Origin of the sequence: Micromonospora sp. NPDC023633, assembly GCF_040640035.1 — a bacterium.
Classification (GTDB): Bacteria; Actinomycetota; Actinomycetes; order Mycobacteriales; family Micromonosporaceae; genus Micromonospora.
Map to the genome: position 1 here is coordinate 49,568 of NZ_JBFABB010000029.1, position 15,050 is coordinate 64,617.

Annotated in this window: 14 protein-coding genes; 2 read left to right on the forward strand and 12 right to left on the reverse strand. The window is 73.4% G+C overall.

Going from position 1 to position 15,050, the window contains the following annotated elements; all coding sequences use genetic code 11:
- Positions 1-9: 9 nt before the first annotated feature.
- Genes carB through pyrR form a run of 5 tightly spaced genes read right to left on the reverse strand, consistent with a single transcriptional unit; the run spans position 10 to position 7,315 of the window.
- Complete coding sequence (gene carB / locus AB0G13_RS12145) at positions 10-3,381, reverse strand: carbamoyl-phosphate synthase large subunit (RefSeq protein ID WP_357872587.1); 3,372 nt, start codon at positions 3,379-3,381, stop codon at positions 10-12.
- On the reverse strand, positions 3,374-4,537 hold the full coding sequence (carA, locus tag AB0G13_RS12150; RefSeq protein ID WP_357872590.1) for a glutamine-hydrolyzing carbamoyl-phosphate synthase small subunit: 1,164 nt from the start codon (positions 4,535-4,537) through the stop codon (positions 3,374-3,376). The genes carB and carA overlap by 8 nt, the downstream gene beginning before the upstream one ends.
- A complete protein-coding gene (locus AB0G13_RS12155) occupies positions 4,534-5,811 on the reverse strand; it encodes a dihydroorotase (RefSeq protein ID WP_357872593.1) in 1,278 nt (425 codons plus the stop codon). The genes carA and AB0G13_RS12155 overlap by 4 nt, the downstream gene beginning before the upstream one ends.
- Positions 5,808-6,734, reverse strand: coding sequence for an aspartate carbamoyltransferase catalytic subunit (locus AB0G13_RS12160; protein ID WP_357872596.1), 927 nt, complete (start codon positions 6,732-6,734; stop codon positions 5,808-5,810). Before AB0G13_RS12160 ends, AB0G13_RS12155 begins: the two co-directional genes overlap by 4 nt.
- Positions 6,731-7,315, reverse strand: a complete 585-nt coding sequence (gene pyrR / locus AB0G13_RS12165) for a bifunctional pyr operon transcriptional regulator/uracil phosphoribosyltransferase PyrR (protein ID WP_357872599.1) — start codon at positions 7,313-7,315, stop codon at positions 6,731-6,733. Before pyrR ends, AB0G13_RS12160 begins: the two co-directional genes overlap by 4 nt.
- A 284-nt stretch (positions 7,316-7,599) precedes the next feature.
- Between pyrR and AB0G13_RS12170 the strand changes: the two genes are divergently transcribed.
- Entirely contained in the window at positions 7,600-8,088 is a 489-nt protein-coding gene (locus AB0G13_RS12170) for a helix-turn-helix domain-containing protein (RefSeq protein ID WP_013285505.1), read from the forward strand.
- A gap of 123 nt (positions 8,089-8,211) precedes the next feature.
- Here the strand turns inward: AB0G13_RS12170 and nusB are convergent, their stop codons facing one another.
- The 5 genes from nusB to AB0G13_RS12195 form a co-directional block, all read right to left on the reverse strand.
- Positions 8,212-8,622 (reverse strand): transcription antitermination factor NusB, encoded by a 411-nt coding sequence (nusB, locus tag AB0G13_RS12175; RefSeq protein WP_357872626.1) that lies wholly within the window; start codon positions 8,620-8,622, stop codon positions 8,212-8,214.
- 23 nt (positions 8,623-8,645) lie between these two features.
- Complete coding sequence (gene efp, locus AB0G13_RS12180) at positions 8,646-9,203, reverse strand: elongation factor P (protein ID WP_357872602.1); 558 nt, start codon at positions 9,201-9,203, stop codon at positions 8,646-8,648.
- Positions 9,204-9,779: 576 nt separating this feature from the next.
- Positions 9,780-10,211: a type II 3-dehydroquinate dehydratase gene (gene aroQ, locus AB0G13_RS12185; RefSeq protein ID WP_357872605.1), complete on the reverse strand. Its 432-nt coding sequence runs from the start codon at positions 10,209-10,211 to the stop codon at positions 9,780-9,782.
- Positions 10,208-11,284: a 3-dehydroquinate synthase gene (aroB, locus tag AB0G13_RS12190; protein WP_357872607.1), complete on the reverse strand. Its 1,077-nt coding sequence runs from the start codon at positions 11,282-11,284 to the stop codon at positions 10,208-10,210. The genes aroQ and aroB overlap by 4 nt, the downstream gene beginning before the upstream one ends.
- Positions 11,285-11,399: 115 nt before the next feature.
- A complete protein-coding gene (locus AB0G13_RS12195; RefSeq protein ID WP_357872610.1) occupies positions 11,400-12,365 on the reverse strand; it encodes a YafY family protein in 966 nt (321 codons plus the stop codon).
- Between the two features lie 78 nt (positions 12,366-12,443).
- Between AB0G13_RS12195 and AB0G13_RS12200 the strand changes: the two genes are divergently transcribed.
- Positions 12,444-13,172 carry an alpha/beta fold hydrolase gene (locus AB0G13_RS12200; RefSeq protein ID WP_357872612.1) on the forward strand — a complete coding sequence of 243 codons (729 nt, stop codon included), beginning with the start codon at positions 12,444-12,446 and terminating at the stop codon, positions 13,170-13,172.
- Between the two features lie 75 nt (positions 13,173-13,247).
- Here the strand turns inward: AB0G13_RS12200 and AB0G13_RS12205 are convergent, their stop codons facing one another.
- Together AB0G13_RS12205 and aroC are read right to left on the reverse strand one after the other, a co-directional pair.
- Positions 13,248-13,751, reverse strand: coding sequence for a shikimate kinase (locus AB0G13_RS12205; protein ID WP_357872615.1), 504 nt, complete (start codon positions 13,749-13,751; stop codon positions 13,248-13,250).
- Positions 13,752-13,797: 46 nt separating this feature from the next.
- Complete coding sequence (gene aroC, locus AB0G13_RS12210; RefSeq protein WP_357872629.1) at positions 13,798-14,976, reverse strand: chorismate synthase; 1,179 nt, start codon at positions 14,974-14,976, stop codon at positions 13,798-13,800.
- Positions 14,977-15,050 lie beyond the last annotated feature (74 nt).

Below are 15,050 nucleotides of genomic sequence, written 5' to 3' on the forward strand. Positions count from 1 at the left end.
CCGGGGCGGTCACTCGGCGGCCCGCAGGGCGGCGTGCAGTTCCTGGAGCGGGCGGACCTGCATGTCGCCCCGGATCCGCGCCTCGATGCCCATCACCGCCGCCGCCGCGCCCGGCACCGTGGTGATGCACGGGATGTCCGCCGTGACGGCGGCGCTGCGGATCTCGTAGCCGTCGGAACGGGCGCTCGCGCCCGAGCCCTGCGGAGTGTTGATCACCAGCGCCACGGCGCCGCCGAGGATCAGCGACACCGCGTCCTCGCCCCCGCCGGACTCGTAGTGCTTGCGGATCTGCTCGCAGGCGATGCCGTGCCGGCGCAGCACCTCCGCCGTGCCGGTGGTGGCGACGATCTCGAAACCCAGGTCGGCCAGGCGCTTGATCGGGAAGATCATGCCGCGCTTGTCCCGGTTGGCGACCGAGACGAAGATCTTCCCGGCGGTCGGCAGCGAGCCGTACGCGGCCGACTGCGACTTGGCGAAGGCGTGCCCGAAGGCGACGTCGATGCCCATCACCTCGCCCGTGGACTTCATCTCCGGGCCGAGCAGCGAGTCCACGCCCTTGCCGGTGGGGGTGCGGAACCGCTTGAACGGCAGCACCGCCTCCTTGACCGCGATCGGGGCGCCGGCCGGCAGCGAGCCGCCGTCCCCGGTGGCCGGGAGCAGCCCCTCGGCGCGCAACTCGGCGATGGTGGCGCCCAGCGCGATGCGGGCCGCCGCCTTCGCCAGCGGCACCGCCGTCGCCTTGGAGACGAAGGGCACCGTCCGGGACGCGCGCGGGTTCGCCTCCAGCACGTAGAGCATGTCGTCCTTCAGCGCGTACTGCACGTTGAGCAGGCCGCGCACGCCGACGCCCCGGGCGATCGCCTCGGTGTAACGGCGCACCTGGGCCACGTGCGAGCCCGCCAGGGTGATCGGCGGCAGCGCGCAGGACGAGTCGCCGGAGTGGATGCCGGCCTCCTCGATGTGCTCCATCACCCCGCCGAGGTAGACCTCGCCGTCGGCGTCGCAGAGCGCGTCCACGTCGATCTCGATGGCGTCGTCGAGGAAGCGGTCGACCAGCACCGGGTGGTCCGGCGAGATCTCGGTGGCCCGCCCGATGTAGTCACGCAGCGTGGCGTCGTCGTAGACGATCTCCATGCCCCGCCCGCCCAGCACGTACGACGGCCGGACCAGCACCGGGTAGCCGATCTCGTCGGCGATCGCCTTCGCCTCGTCGTACGAGGTCGCCATGCCGTGCGCCGGGGCGCGCAGCCCGGCCCGGGCCAGCACCGCCCCGAACGCGCCCCGCTCCTCGGCCAGGTGGATCGACTCCGGGGAGGTGCCGACGACCGGCACGCCCGCGTCCTTCAGCCGCTGCGCCAGGCCCAGCGGCGTCTGCCCGCCGAGCTGCACGATCACCCCGACCACGCCCGGCCCGCCGGCCGCCCTGCCGGAGGAGTCCTCGGCGTGCCAGACCTCCAGCACGTCCTCGAAGGTGAGGGGCTCGAAGTAGAGCCGGTCGGCGGTGTCGTAGTCGGTGGAGACGGTCTCCGGGTTGCAGTTGACCATCACGGTCTCGTAGCCGGAGCCCGCCGCCCCGCCGAGGGGCGCGCTGCGCAACGCCTGTACCGCGTGCACGCAGGAGTAGTCGAACTCGATGCCCTGGCCGATCCGGTTCGGCCCGGAGCCCAGGATCATCACCTTCGGCCGGGCCGACGGCACGACCTCCGTCTCCTGGTCGTACGTCGAGTAGTGGTAGGGCGTGGTCGCCTCGAACTCGGCGGCGCAGGTGTCCACCGTCTTGTAGACCGGGCGGACGTCGAGGCGGTGCCGCAGCGTCCGTACGCCGTCCTCGGCGGCCAGCTCCGGGCGCAGCGCGGCCAGCTGCCGGTCCGACAGGCCGGCCCGCTTGGCCCGGCGCAGCAGCTCGGCGTCGAGCACCGGGGCGTCCACGATCTCCGCGCGCAGCTCGACGAGGGCGGCGATCTGGTCCAGGAACCAGGGGTCGATCCCGCCGGACGCGGCGGTGACCTCGGCGATCGACGCGCCGAGGCGCAGCGCCCGCTCGACGGTGTAGAGCCGGCCGTCGTGCGGCATCCGCAGCGCGGCGAGGGTGTTCTCCTTCGTCGCGCCGGCCGGGTCCGGCTGGGTCCAGAAGCCGGTCGCCTTCGTCTCCAGCGAGCGCATCGCCTTGTTCAGCGCCTCGCTGAAGTTGCGGCCGAGGCTCATCGCCTCGCCGACGGACTTCATCGTGGTGGTCAGCTCCGGGTCCGCGCCCGGGAACTTCTCGAACGCGAACCGGGGGATCTTCACCACCACGTAGTCCAGGGTCGGCTCGAACGCCGCCGGGGTCTTCAGGGTGATGTCGTTGGGGATCTCGTCGAGGGTGTAGCCGATGGCCAGCTTCGCGGCGATCTTCGCGATCGGGAAGCCGGTGGCCTTGGAGGCCAGCGCCGACGACCGGGACACGCGGGGGTTCATCTCGATCACCACGATCCGGCCGTCGGCCGGGTTGACGGCGAACTGGATGTTGCAGCCGCCGGTGTCCACCCCGACCTCGCGCAGCACCGCGATGCCCAGGTCGCGCAGCTGCTGGTACTCGCGGTCGGTGAGCGTCATGGCCGGGGCGACGGTGACGCTGTCGCCGGTGTGCACGCCCATCGGGTCGACGTTCTCGATCGAGCAGACCACCACGACGTTGTCGTGCCGGTCGCGCATCAGTTCGAGCTCGTACTCCTTCCAGCCGAGCACGCTCTCCTCGATGAGCACCTCGTGCACGGGGCTGGCGGCCAGCCCGTCCCCGGCGATACGGGCCAGGTCCTCCGGGGTGTGCGCCATGCCGGAGCCGAGGCCGCCCATGGTGAACGACGGCCGGATCACCACCGGCAGGCCCAGCTCGTCGACCGTGGCCTCGACCTCCGCCATCGAGTGGCAGACCCGGGAGCGGGGCACCAGGCCCGCCGGGTCGTCGAGACCCAGGCGTACGCCGGCCTTGGCGACGATGTCCTTGAACAGTTGCCGGTCCTCGCCGCGGTTGATCGCCTCGATGTTGGCGCCGATCAGCTCCACGCCGTACTTCTCCAGCACGCCGGCCTCGTGCAGGGCGACGGCCGTGTTCAGCGCGGTCTGCCCACCGAGGGTGGGCAGGATCGCGTCGGGGCGCTCCTTGGCGATCACCAGCTCGACGAACTCCGGGGTGATCGGCTCGACGTACGTGGCGTCGGCGAACTCGGGGTCCGTCATGATCGTCGCCGGGTTCGAGTTGACCAGGCTGACCCGGATCCCCTCGCTGCGCAGCACCCGGCAGGCCTGGGTGCCGGAGTAGTCGAACTCGCAGGCCTGCCCGATCACGATCGGCCCGGAGCCGATCACCAGGATGTGCTTCAGATCGGTCCGCTTAGGCATGTGTGCGCCCCTCGCTCTGGGTCCGGCCCTCGATCAGCTCGGCGAAGCGGTCGAAGAGGTAGTCCGCGTCGTGCGGACCGGCCGCCGCCTCCGGGTGGTACTGGACGGTGAAGGCGGGCACGTCCTTGGCCCGCAGCCCCTCGACCACGTTGTCATTGAGGCAGACGTGACTGACCTGGACGCCACCGAACTCGGTCTCGATCACCGCATCGGGTACGACCGCGCCGTGGCCCGCGCCGGGGACCTCGACCGCGAAGCCGTGGTTGTGGCTGGTCACCTCGACCTTGCCGGTGACCCGGTCGAGCACCGGCTGGTTGATCCCCCGGTGGCCGTAGCCGAGCTTGTACGTGCCGAAGCCCAGCGCCCGGCCGAGGATCTGGCTGCCGAAGCAGATGCCGAACAGCGGCACCCGCCGGCGCAGCACCTCCCGCGCCAGGGCCACCGGCCCGTCGGCAGTGGCCGGGTCGCCCGGGCCGGGCGAGAGGAAGACCGCGTCCGCGCCGGTGGCGAGCAGGTCGTCGATGGTGGAGCCGGCCGGCAGCACGTGGGTGGTGACCCCGCGGGCGGCGAGCCGGCGCGGGACGTTGCGCTTGATGCCCAGGTCCAACGCGGCGACCGTGAAGCGGTGCTCGCCCTCGGCCGCCACCACGTACGGCTTCGCCGTGGTGACCTCGGCGGACAGGTCTGCGCCGGCCATCTCCGGGGCCTGCCGCACCCGGGCCAGCAGCGCCCGGGGATCGGTCTCGACGCTGGAGATGCCGACCCGCATCGCGCCGCGCTCGCGCAGGTGCCGGGTCAGCGCCCGGGTGTCCACGCCGCTGACGCCGACCACGCCCTCGGCGGCCAGCCGCTCCTCCAGCCCGCCGGTGGCCCGCCAGTTCGAGCCGATCCGGGCCGGGTCGCGGACCACGTAGCCGGCGACCCAGATCCGGCCGGACTCGTCGTCCTCGCCGTTGACGCCGGTGTTGCCGATGTGCGGGGCGGTCTGCACCACCACCTGACGGTGGTAGGACGGGTCGGTCAGCGTCTCCTGGTAGCCGGTCATGCCGGTGTTGAAGACCGCCTCGCCGAAGGTCTCCCCGACGCTGCCGTAGGCCTCGCCGTGGAACGTCCGCCCGTCCTCCAGGACGAGGATCGCCGATTGTCTGCGGGTCACTTGAGGGCCTTTCCGTCCAGAACCGTCGGCTCGCCGCGCAGGAAGGTCGCCACGATGCGACCCGGCAGCGTCATGCGGGCGTACGGGGTGTTGCGGCTACGGCTGGCCAGCTCCGCCGGCTCGATGGTGCGGCGGGCGGCCGGGTCGACCAGGGTCAGGTTCGCCGGCACGTTGGGCGCCGGGTCGAGGCCGTGCCCCTCCAGCCCGGCGATCCGGGCCGGGGTGCGCGACATCCGCTCGGCGATCAGGTCCCACTGCGGGCCGAGCACGTCGAGGGCGATCGACAGCGCCGTCTCCAGGCCGAGCATGCCCGGCCGGGCGTACGCCCACTCGCACTCCTTGTCCTCCACCGCGTGCGGGGCGTGGTCGGTGGCGACGATGTCGATCACGCCCTCGACCAGGGCCGCCCGCAGCGCGGCGACATCGGTCGCGGTACGCAGCGGCGGGTTGACCTTGTAGACCGGGTCGTAGGTCTCGGCCCGGGAGTCGGTGAGCAGCAGGTGGTGCGGGGTGACCTCGGCGGTGACCCGGACGCCCCGGGCCTTGGCCTGGCGCAGCACCTCGACGCTGCCGGCGGTGGAGACGTGGCACACGTGCAGGCGGCTGCCGACGTGCTCGGCGAGCAGCACGTCCCGGGCGATGATCGCCTCCTCGGCGACCGCCGGCCAACCGGTCAGGCCGAGCCGGGTCGAGACCTCGCCCTCGTGCATCTGCGCGCCCTCGGTGAGCCGGGGCTCCTCGGCGTGCTGGGCGATGATCCCGTCGAACGCCTTCACGTACTCCAGCGCCCGGCGCATGAGCCTCGGGTCGGCGACGCAGTGCCCGTCGTCGGAGAAGATCCGCACCCGGGCCGCAGAGTCGGCCATCGCGCCCAGCTCGGCGAGGTGCTCGCCGGCCAGGCCGACGGTGACCGCCCCGATCGGCTGCACGTCCACCAGCCCGGCCTCGCGGCCCAGCCGCCAGACCTGCTCGACCACGCCGGCGGTGTCGGCCACCGGCGAGGTGTTGGCCATCGCGCAGACCGCCGTGTAGCCGCCGAGCGCCGCCGCCCGGGACCCCGACTCGACGGTCTCGGCGTCCTCCCGGCCCGGCTCGCGCAGGTGGGTGTGCAGGTCGACGAGGCCGGGCAGGGCGACCAGCCCGGTGCCGTCGACGACGGTCGCCTCCGGCGCGGTCAGCCCGGCGCCGACGGCCGCGACGACGCCGTCGCGGATCAGCACGTCGGTCGGCGCGGCGCCGACGACGCTCACGTTCAAGATCAGGTACGAGCTCACCGGTTGTTCCCCCCGAGCAGCAGGTAGAGGACGGCCATCCGCACGGAGACCCCGTTGGCGACCTGTTCGACGATGGTGGAGCGGGGCGAGTCGGCGACCTCGGGCGTGATCTCCATCCCCCGGTTCATCGGGCCGGGGTGCATGACGATCGTGTGCTCGGGCAGCCGGCGCATCCGCGGGCCGTCCAGGCCGTAGCGGCGGGCGTACTCGCGGGCGGACGGGAAGTAGGAGGCGTTCATCCGCTCCCGCTGCACCCGCAGCATCATCACCACGTCCGACTGCGGCAGCACCGCGTCGAGGTCGTAGGAGACGTCGGTGCCGGGCGCGAGCGCCTGCGCGATGTGGACGGGGATCAGCGTCGGCGGCCCGACCAGGGTCACCTTGGCGCCGAGCGTGGACAGCAGCAGGACGTTGGAGCGGGCCACCCGGCTGTGCAGGACGTCCCCGACCACCGCGACCGACAGGCCGGCCAGCCGCCCCAGCCGGGAGCGCATCGTGTACGCGTCGAGCAGCGCCTGGGTGGGGTGCTCGTGGGTGCCGTCACCGGCGTTGACCACCGAGCCGTCGACCCAGTCGGCGAGCCGGTGCGGGGCGCCGGAGGCGGGGTGCCGGACGACCACCGCGTCGGCCCCCATCGCCTGGAGGGTCAGCGCGGTGTCCTTCAGACTCTCGCCCTTGGTCACGCTGGAGCCCTTGGCCGAAAAGTTGATCACATCGGCGCTGAGCCGCTTCGCCGCCGCCTCGAAGGAGATCCGGGTCCGCGTGGAGTCCTCGTAGAAGAGGTTGACCACGGTGCGTCCGCGCAGCGCGGGCAGCTTCTTGACCTCCCGGCCGGCGACGGTGGCCATCTCGGCGGCCGTGTCCAGGATCTCGGTGGCGGTGGCGGCGTCCAGGTCGGCGCCGGAGAGCAGGTGGCGGATCACTGGCTGGTCTCCCCGTACAACTTGACCTCGTCGACGCCGTCGGTCTCCGCCAGGGTGACCTTCACGCTCTCCGCCAGCGAGGTCGGGATGTTCTTGCCGACGTAGTCGGCGCGGATCGGCAGCTCGCGGTGGCCGCGGTCGACCAGGACGGCGAGCTGGACGGACGCCGGCCGCCCCACGTCGTTGAGCGCGTCGAGCGCGGCCCGCACGGTGCGGCCGGAGAAGAGCACGTCGTCGACGAGGACGACCCGCTTGCCGTCGATGCCGCCGGGCGGCACCTGGGTCGGCCCGACCGCGCGGGTGGCGTGCCGGCGCAGGTCGTCGCGGTAGAGGGTGATGTCGAGCACGCCGACCGGGACGGTCACGTCCTCGAAGGTGCTGATCCGGGCGGCGAGCCGCTTCGCGAGCGGGGCGCCCCGGGTGGGGATGCCGAGCAGCACCGTGTTCTCGGCGCCCTGGGTCTTCTCCAGGATCTGGTGGGCGATGCGGTCGACCACGCGCTGGACGTCGGCGCTGGCGAGGATCACCTTCACCGAGGGTTGTCGCGGCGGCGGCGACTGGGCAGCCGTTGGGTAGGCCACGGCGGACCTCCTTCCCCGCCTCACGGGACGGGTCGTTAAAGGACGTCGGATGCCGGCACCGGGACGCGAGCGGCCCGGACCGGGGCTTCCCGCCACGTTACCAGTGGTCACCGCGCTGACCGCCGCCGGCCGCTGACCCCCCGGTCAGCCCGGTGAAAAGCGGACAACTCCCCCGGTGATCCCAACGGTAAGGTCACGACCACTTGACCAGTTGTACCAATCCCCGTACCGTCACGCTCCGTAGCGACCCCTGGGAGAACCCCGAGCAGCACTGGGAGTGTTTAATGCCCTCTGAATACGCCAAGTCTCTGGGCGCCCGCCTGCGCTCCATCCGCCAGCAGCAGGGCCTCTCCCTGCAGGGCGTGGAGGAGAAGTCGAACGGGCGGTGGAAGGCGGTGGTGGTCGGCTCCTACGAGCGCGGCGACCGCGCCGTCACGGTGTCGCGCCTGGCGGAGCTGGCCGACTTCTACCGCGTACCCGTCTCCGAACTGCTGCCCGACGGCAGCGGGGTTCGCCACGAGCCGACCAGCAAGATCGTCCTGGACCTGGAGCGGCTGTACGACGAGGCCTCCGAGGACCTGGCCTACGTCGCCCGGTACGCGCGCGCCATCCAGCAGCAGCGCGGTGACTACAACGGCCGCGTGCTCTCCATCCGCGCCGACGACCTGCGCGCGCTCGCGATCGTCTACGACGCCTCGCCGTCCGGCCTGATCGAGCGGCTCACCGAGCACGGTGTGCTGGTCGCCGACCCGCGGGCGTTCTTCGCCAGCTGACCCCGACGACGAGGGCCCGTGCCGGACGGCACGGGCCCTCGTCGTCGTTCGGTCGTTCGGGTCGCGGTCCCCGCCCGCCGTCACCCGCCGGTGTGACGCACGTCGGGTGTGACGTGCGCCGCGTCAGCGGGTGGCGTACTCGGCGATGCGGCCGAGGATGCCGTTGAGGAAGCGCGGCGAGTCGTCGGTCGACATCTGCCGGGCCAGCTCGACGGCCTCGCTGATGGCCACCGCGTCGTCGATCTCGTCGACGTAGAGCAGCTCGTAGACCGCGATCCGGGCGAGGTTGCGGTCGACCGCCGGCATCCGGTCCAGCGTCCACCCCTCGGCGTAGCTGGCGATCACCTCGTCGATCCGGTCGAGGTGGGCGGCGACACCCTCGACCAGGCTCACCGCGTATCCCAGGTGCTCGGGTCGGGGCTTCTCGATCCGCTCGATGTAGCCGGCGAGCACCTCGACCGGCGGACGGTTCCGCAGGTCGGCCTCGAAGAGCACGTCCAGCGCCCGCTTGCGCGCCTTGCGGCGCGCCGGCATCTGCTGCTTGGGACCCTCGGCCATCAGGCGCGGCCGAGGTAACGGCCGTCGCGGGTGTCGACCTTGATCTTCTCGCCGGTGGTGATGAAGAGCGGCACCTGCACGGTCGCGCCGGTCTCGACGGTGGCCGGCTTGTTGCCGCCGGTCGACCGGTCGCCCTGCAGGCCCGGCTCGGTGTAGGTGACCTCCAGCACGACGCTGGTCGGCAGCTCGATGTAGAGCGGGACGCTCTCGTGGGTGGCCACGGTCGCCTCGGCCTCGGGCAGCAGGTAGTTCGCCGCCTCGCCGACGGTGGCCTCGGGCACGGTGATCTGGTCGAACGTCTCCAGATCCATGAAGACGTAGTCCTCGCCGTCGGCGTAGAGGTACTGCATGGTGCGCTTGTCCACGGTCGCGGTCTCGACCTTGGTGCCCGCGTTGAAGGTCTTGTCGACCACCTTGCCGGACAGCACGTTCTTCAGCGTGGTACGCACGAACGCACCACCCTTACCGGGCTTGACGTGCTGGAACTCCACGACGGCCCAGAGCTCTCCGTCGAGGTTGAGTACCAGGCCGTTCTTCAGGTCGTTGGTGGTGGCCATTTCCTGCCTTGATCATCAATTGGCGGACAGACCTGGCAAGTCTACTAGTTGCGCCGGACGCCGCTGCCCGCCGCTGTCCGCCACCCGCACGCGACGCTCCCCGCCGCCGCTCCCCGCCCCCACGCGGCGCTCCCCACCGCCGCTCCCTGCCGCTGGTCGCCGCCCGCGCGCCGCCGCTTCCCGCCGCTGCTCGCTGCCGCTGCTCGCCGCCCGCGACGCGGCGCTCCCCGTCGCCGCTCGCGACGGCCCATCCGGCCCGGCGAGGTCGCGAGGTTCCTGGCGACCGGACGCGCCGGACGTCACCCTCCGCACATCCCCACACGTCCCAGACGGGAACCCCCGCGCTCCCTTTGCTCTGCAGCCGCGGACGCACCACTCACCCACGGTGACATTCCCGCCCTGGCGACGCTTCGCCGCCCACGACAAAGCCGCAGGCCAGGCCGCTGGTGCGGATCCGGCTGCAGAGCAAAGCACCCGAAGGGCAGGGAGCGGGAGCCGCGAGGCCGGTGACCTACCGTGACGGAGATAAAGGTTACCCAGTGTGACGGCACCCGGTCGGCGGGCGGCGGGCGGCGGTCAGCGGCGGCGGGCGGCCAGATGGTGCAGGGCCAGGCGGTAGCCGTCGACGCCGAGGCCACAGATCACCCCGGTCGCCACCGCCGACACCACGGAGTGGTGCCGGAACTCCTCGCGAGCGTGGATGTTGGAGATGTGCACCTCGACGAGCGGCCCGCGCAGCATGGCGCAGGCGTCCCGGACCGCGTACGAGTAGTGCGACCAGGCGGCGGGGTTGAGCACCACGGCGGCGCCCTCGTCGGCGGCGGCGTGCAGCCAGCCCAGCAACTCGTGCTCGGCGTCGGTCTGCCGGACCATCACGTCCAGGCCGAGCTCCCGCCCGGTCGACTCGCAGAGCGTCACCAGGTCGGCGTAGCTCGTCGCCCCGTAGACGTCCGGCTGTCGGCTGCCGAGCCGGCCGAGGTTCGGCCCGTTGAGCACGTGGACCTTCACGCGGCCACCTCGCGGTAGGCCGCCTCCAGCAGCTCGTCGTCCGGGCCCTCCAGGATCGTCGGCCGGGCCAGCCCGTCCAGCACCACGAAACGCAGCTGGCTGCCCCGGGCCTTCTTGTCCACCCGCATCGTGGCGAGCAGTCCGGGCCAGGCCTCGGCCCGGTAGCTGGTGGGCAGGCCGAGCGCCGCCATGGCCGTCCGGTGCCGCTCCGCGGTCGGGGCGTCCAGCCGGCCGGCCAGCCGGGCCAGCTCGCCGGCGTAGACGACGCCGACCGACACCGCGTGACCGTGCCGCCAGCGGTAGCCCTCCGCCTTCTCGATCGCGTGGGCCAGGGTGTGGCCGTAGTTGAGCACCTCCCGCACACCCGACTCGCGCAGGTCGCCCGAGACCACATCGGACTTCACCCGGATCGCCCGCTCGATCAGCTCGCGGGTCACCGGGCCGGTCGGGTCGGTGGCCGCGGCCCGGTCCCCTTCCACCAGGTCGAGGATCACCGGGTCGGCGATGAAGCCGCACTTGACCACCTCGGCCAGGCCGGCGGCCAGGTCGGCCCGCGGGAGGCTGTCCAGCGTCGCCAGGTCGGCGAGGACGCCGACCGGCGGGTGGAACGCCCCGACCAGGTTCTTGCCGGCGGCGGTGTTGATCCCGGTCTTGCCACCCACCGCCGCGTCGACCATGCCCAGCAGCGAGGTCGCCACCGGCACCCAGCGCACCCCGCGCAGCCAGCAGGCCGCGACGAAGCCGGCCAGGTCGGTCACCGCGCCACCACCGACGCCCACCACCGCGTCGGTACGGGTGAAACCGGCCTCGCCCAGCCGGTCCCAGCAGGTCGCCGCCACGTCGATGCGCTTACCCGCCTCGGCGTCCGGCACCTCGATCAGCAGCGGCGCGACGCCAGCCGCGCGCAGCCGCCCGCCGATCGCGTCGGCCACTTCCTTGAGCGGGTGCGCGTGCAGCACCGCCACCCGCGTCGCGTCCGGCAGCAGCCCGGGCAGCGCGTCGAGCAGGTCGCGTCCCACCAGCACGTCGTACGGGCGCTCGCCGCCGACCGGGATCCGGGTCACCTCGTCCATCGCCGGCAGCCTAGTCCAGCCGCCCGGTGCCGGGCGGGAACTGTCCACTTCGTGGCCACCCCGCTCGCGCCGGGCCGACCCCGGGCGGCGCGGGCCGACCCCGGGCGCGGTCGGATCACCCGGGCGCCCGGGCGGCCCAGTCGGCCAGCCGGCGGGCGTGCTCGGCGACCTCGCCGCGCAGGGCGTCGGGACGCAGGACGGTGAACGGGCAGCCCAGCCCGGCGAGCAGCTGGGCCATCCCGCCCAGGTGCTCCGCGCGGGCGCGCAGCAGCACGCCGTCGGCGGTCGCGGTCAGCTCGGCCACGCTCGGCGGCAGGCGGCGTCGGGCGGCGGCCAGGTCGGTCTCCAGCAGCACCTCGACGTCGTGGGCGTACGGGACACGGGCCAGCGAACGGGTCACCTGGGCCACCGGGTCGAAGCCGTCGGGGACGGTGAAGTTCTCCTCCCCCGGCTCCACCTCGCCGATCCGGTCCAGCCGGAACGTGCGCACCTCCCCGCGCAGGTGGTCGTGGCCGGTGACGTACCACCGGCCGGCGTGGAAGACCAGCCCGTACGGGTCGAGCTCCCGGCGGGTCGCCGCGCCGGAGAAGGAGCGGTGGTCCAGCCGCACCCGGCGCCGCTGCCGCGCGGCGGCGCCGAGCGTGAGCAGCGTCCCGGTCGCCGGCCGGGCCTGCGACGCGGACCGGCGCAGGGTGAAGCCGAGGTGCTCCTGCACCGCGGCGAGGCGGTCACCCAGGGTGGGCGGCAGCACCCGGCGGATCTTGGCCAGCGCGGTCGCGGTCGCCGGCTCCTCGGTGCCCAGCCCGAGCCGCTCGGCGGCGACCAGACCGAGCAGCACGGCGACGGCCTCGTCGTCGGTGAGCATCAGCGGCGGCAGCTTGTAGCCGGGGCGCAGCCGGTAGCCGCCGTGGCGGCCCCGCTCGGCGGTCACCGGGATGCCCAGCTCGGCCAGGGTCGCGGCGTAGCGGCGCACCGTGCGCCCGTCCACCCCGAGCCGGCGGGCAAGTTCCGCCCCGGTGAGCCGGTGGTGGCTCTGGAGCAGTTCGAGCATGCCGAGCACCCGGGCGGCGGGATGTGACACGGACCACTCCTGTAAAGCGGGCGGAAAACGTCCGGATTCGATCGTACGGTATCCCCGGACGAGAGAGGGAGGTCGCAGATGGCGACGTTCGTGCTGGTGCCGGGCTTCTGGCTGGGCGGTTGGGCGTGGCGCGAGGTGACCGCGGCGCTGCGCGGGCAGGGCCACGAGGTCCATCCGGTGACGCTGACCGGGGTGGCCGAGCGCGCCCACCTCGCCGGCCCGGAGGTGGGACTGGAGACGCACACCACCGACATCGTCCGGTTGATCGAGGTGGAGGACCTGCACGACGTGGTGCTGGTGGGGCACTCGGGCGGCGGGCTGCCGGTGACCCAGGCGGCGGACCGCGTCCCGGACCGGATCGCCCGGGTGGTCTACGTGGAGAGCGGGCCGATGCCGGACGGCATGTCTCAGTTCGACAGCAACCCGCCCGAGGAGCAGGAGCGGCTGCGCGCCGAGATCGGCGACGGGCACCTGCTGCCGCCGCCCGCGTTCGACCCGGCGGAGGACCCGGAGAACCTGGCCGGGCTGGATCCCGCCGCGCTCGCGCTGCTGCGGCGGCGCGCCACGGCCCACCCGCTGCGCGCCGCCACCGACCCGGTGCGCCGCACCGGCGGGCGCGCGGTGCCGACGGCGCTGGTGGCCAGCACCTTCCCGCTCGGGGTGGTCGAGGACATGATCGCGCAGGGCCACCCGTTCTTCGCCGGGCTGGCCGGCGGCCAACTGCACGCGCTGCCCACCGGGCACTGGCCGATGCTCAGCGAGCCGAAGGGCCTGGCCGACGTGCTCGACCGCATCGCCAGCACCTGACGACCGGCGGGGCGCGGTGTGTCCGGACCGGACGCGCCGCGCCCCCGCTCCAGTGCTTCGGCGGCCGGCGGTGGCTCAGCGCTTCAGGAGCGCCGCGACCTCGGCGGCGATCTCCGCCGGGGATTTCCCGTCGGTGACGACCGTCGCGGTGGCCACCTCGGCGTAGAGCGGGCGGCGCTGGTCCAGCAGGTACTTCAGCGTCGCCCGGGGGTTGATCGCCAGCAGCGGACGGCCCGCGCCGAGCCCGACCCGCTTCACCGCGTCGGAGAGCTCGACGGAGAGGTACACCACGAAGTGCCCGACCAGGGCCGCGCGGTTCTCCTCGGCGAGGATCGCGCCGCCGCCGAGGGCAAGCACGCCTTCGCACGAGGCCAGCCCCGCGGCCACGGCCGCCCGTTCGAGGGTACGGAAGTGGTCCTCACCCTCGTCGATGAAGATCTCCGGGATCGGCTTGCCGGCCAGCCGCACGATATCCAGGTCGGTGTCGCGGAACTCCACGCCGAGCAGCTCCGCCAACGCAAGCCCCACCGTGGTCTTGCCGGAGCCGGGCGCCCCGACCAGCACGCAGACCGGCGCCATCAGCGGCACCGCCGGCCGGCCGCGCGCCCCGCCCGCCGGCCCGCGCTCACCGGATCACCAGCGCGTCGAGGTAGCCGGCCAGGTTGCGGCGGATCTCGGCGACCGAGTCGCCGCCGAACTTCTCGGTGGCGGCCTCGGCCAGCACCAGCGCCACCATCGCCTCGGCGACGACGGCCGCGGCGGGCACGGCGCAGACGTCCGAGCGCTGGTTGATCGCGGTGGCCGGCTCGCCGGTGGTGACGTCCACCGTCGCCAGGGCCCGGTTCAGCGACGAGATCGGCTTCATCGCGGCCTTCACCCGCAGCGGCTCGCCGGTGGTGATGCCGCCCTCCAGCCCGCCGGCGCGGTCGGTGACCCGACGCACGCCGGTGGCGCTGGGAATGATCTCGTCGTGCGCCTCGGAGCCGCGGGAGCGCGCCTGCTGCCAGCCGTCCCCGATCTCCACGCCCTTGATCGCCTGGATCGACATCAGGGCGGTCGCGAGCCGGGCGTCGAGCTTGCGGTCCCACTGCACGTGGCTGCCCAGGCCCGGCGGCACCCCGTACGCCAGCACCTCGACCACGCCGCCCAGGGTGTCGGCGGCCTTCTTCGCGGCGTCGACCTCGGCGACCATCCGGGCGCTGGCCTCGGGGTCGAGGCAGCGCAGCGGGTCGGCGTCGATGCGCGCGGCGTCGGCGGGCGCCGGGCGGAGCCCGGGCTTGGCGGCGACCGGGCCCAGCTCCACCACGTGCGAGACGATCTCGATGCCGAGGGCCTGCCGGAGCAGCGCCTTGGCGACCGTGCCGACGGCGACCCGGGCGGCGGTCTCCCGCGCGCTGGCCCGTTCCAGGATCGGCCGGGCGTCGGTGTGGCCGTACTTCTGCATGCCGGCCAGGTCGGCGTGCCCCGGACGGGGGCGGGTGAGCGGCGCGTTGCGGGCCTGGCTGGCCAGTTCCTCCGCGTCGACCGGGTCGGCGGCCATGACGGTGCGCCACTTGGGCCACTCGGAGTTGCCGACGCGGATCGCGACCGGGCTGCCGAGGGTCACCCCGTGCCGGAGCCCGCCGATGATCTCGACCTCGTCCTGCTCGAACGACATCCGCGCGCCCCGGCCATAGCCGAGCCGGCGCCGGGCCAGCTCACCGGCGATCTCCCCGGTGGTCACCTCGATGCCGGCGGGCACGCCCTCGAGCATCGCGACGAGGGCGGGACCGTGCGATTCCCCTGCAGTCAACCAGCGCAACACAGCGGTCAGTCTGTCACGCCCGGTGGCCGCCGCCGTGCGGTGCCCGCCGCGTCCCGCCCTGCGGACGCGGCGCG

Bases quoted from the DNA above. Each gene is read 5' to 3' on its own strand.
- carB (WP_357872587.1), bottom strand. From the start codon at position 3,381: ATGCCTAAGCGGACCGATCTGAAGCACATCCTGGTGATCGGCTCCGGG.
- AB0G13_RS12170 (WP_013285505.1), top strand. From the start codon at position 7,600: ATGCCCTCTGAATACGCCAAGTCTCTGGGCGCCCGCCTGCGCTCCATC.
- nusB (WP_357872626.1), bottom strand. From the start codon at position 8,622: ATGCCGGCGCGCCGCAAGGCGCGCAAGCGGGCGCTGGACGTGCTCTTC.
- efp (WP_357872602.1), bottom strand. From the start codon at position 9,203: ATGGCCACCACCAACGACCTGAAGAACGGCCTGGTACTCAACCTCGAC.
- aroB (WP_357872607.1), bottom strand. From the start codon at position 11,284: ATGGACGAGGTGACCCGGATCCCGGTCGGCGGCGAGCGCCCGTACGAC.
- AB0G13_RS12200 (WP_357872612.1), top strand. From the start codon at position 12,444: ATGGCGACGTTCGTGCTGGTGCCGGGCTTCTGGCTGGGCGGTTGGGCG.
- AB0G13_RS12205 (WP_357872615.1), bottom strand. From the start codon at position 13,751: ATGGCGCCGGTCTGCGTGCTGGTCGGGGCGCCCGGCTCCGGCAAGACC.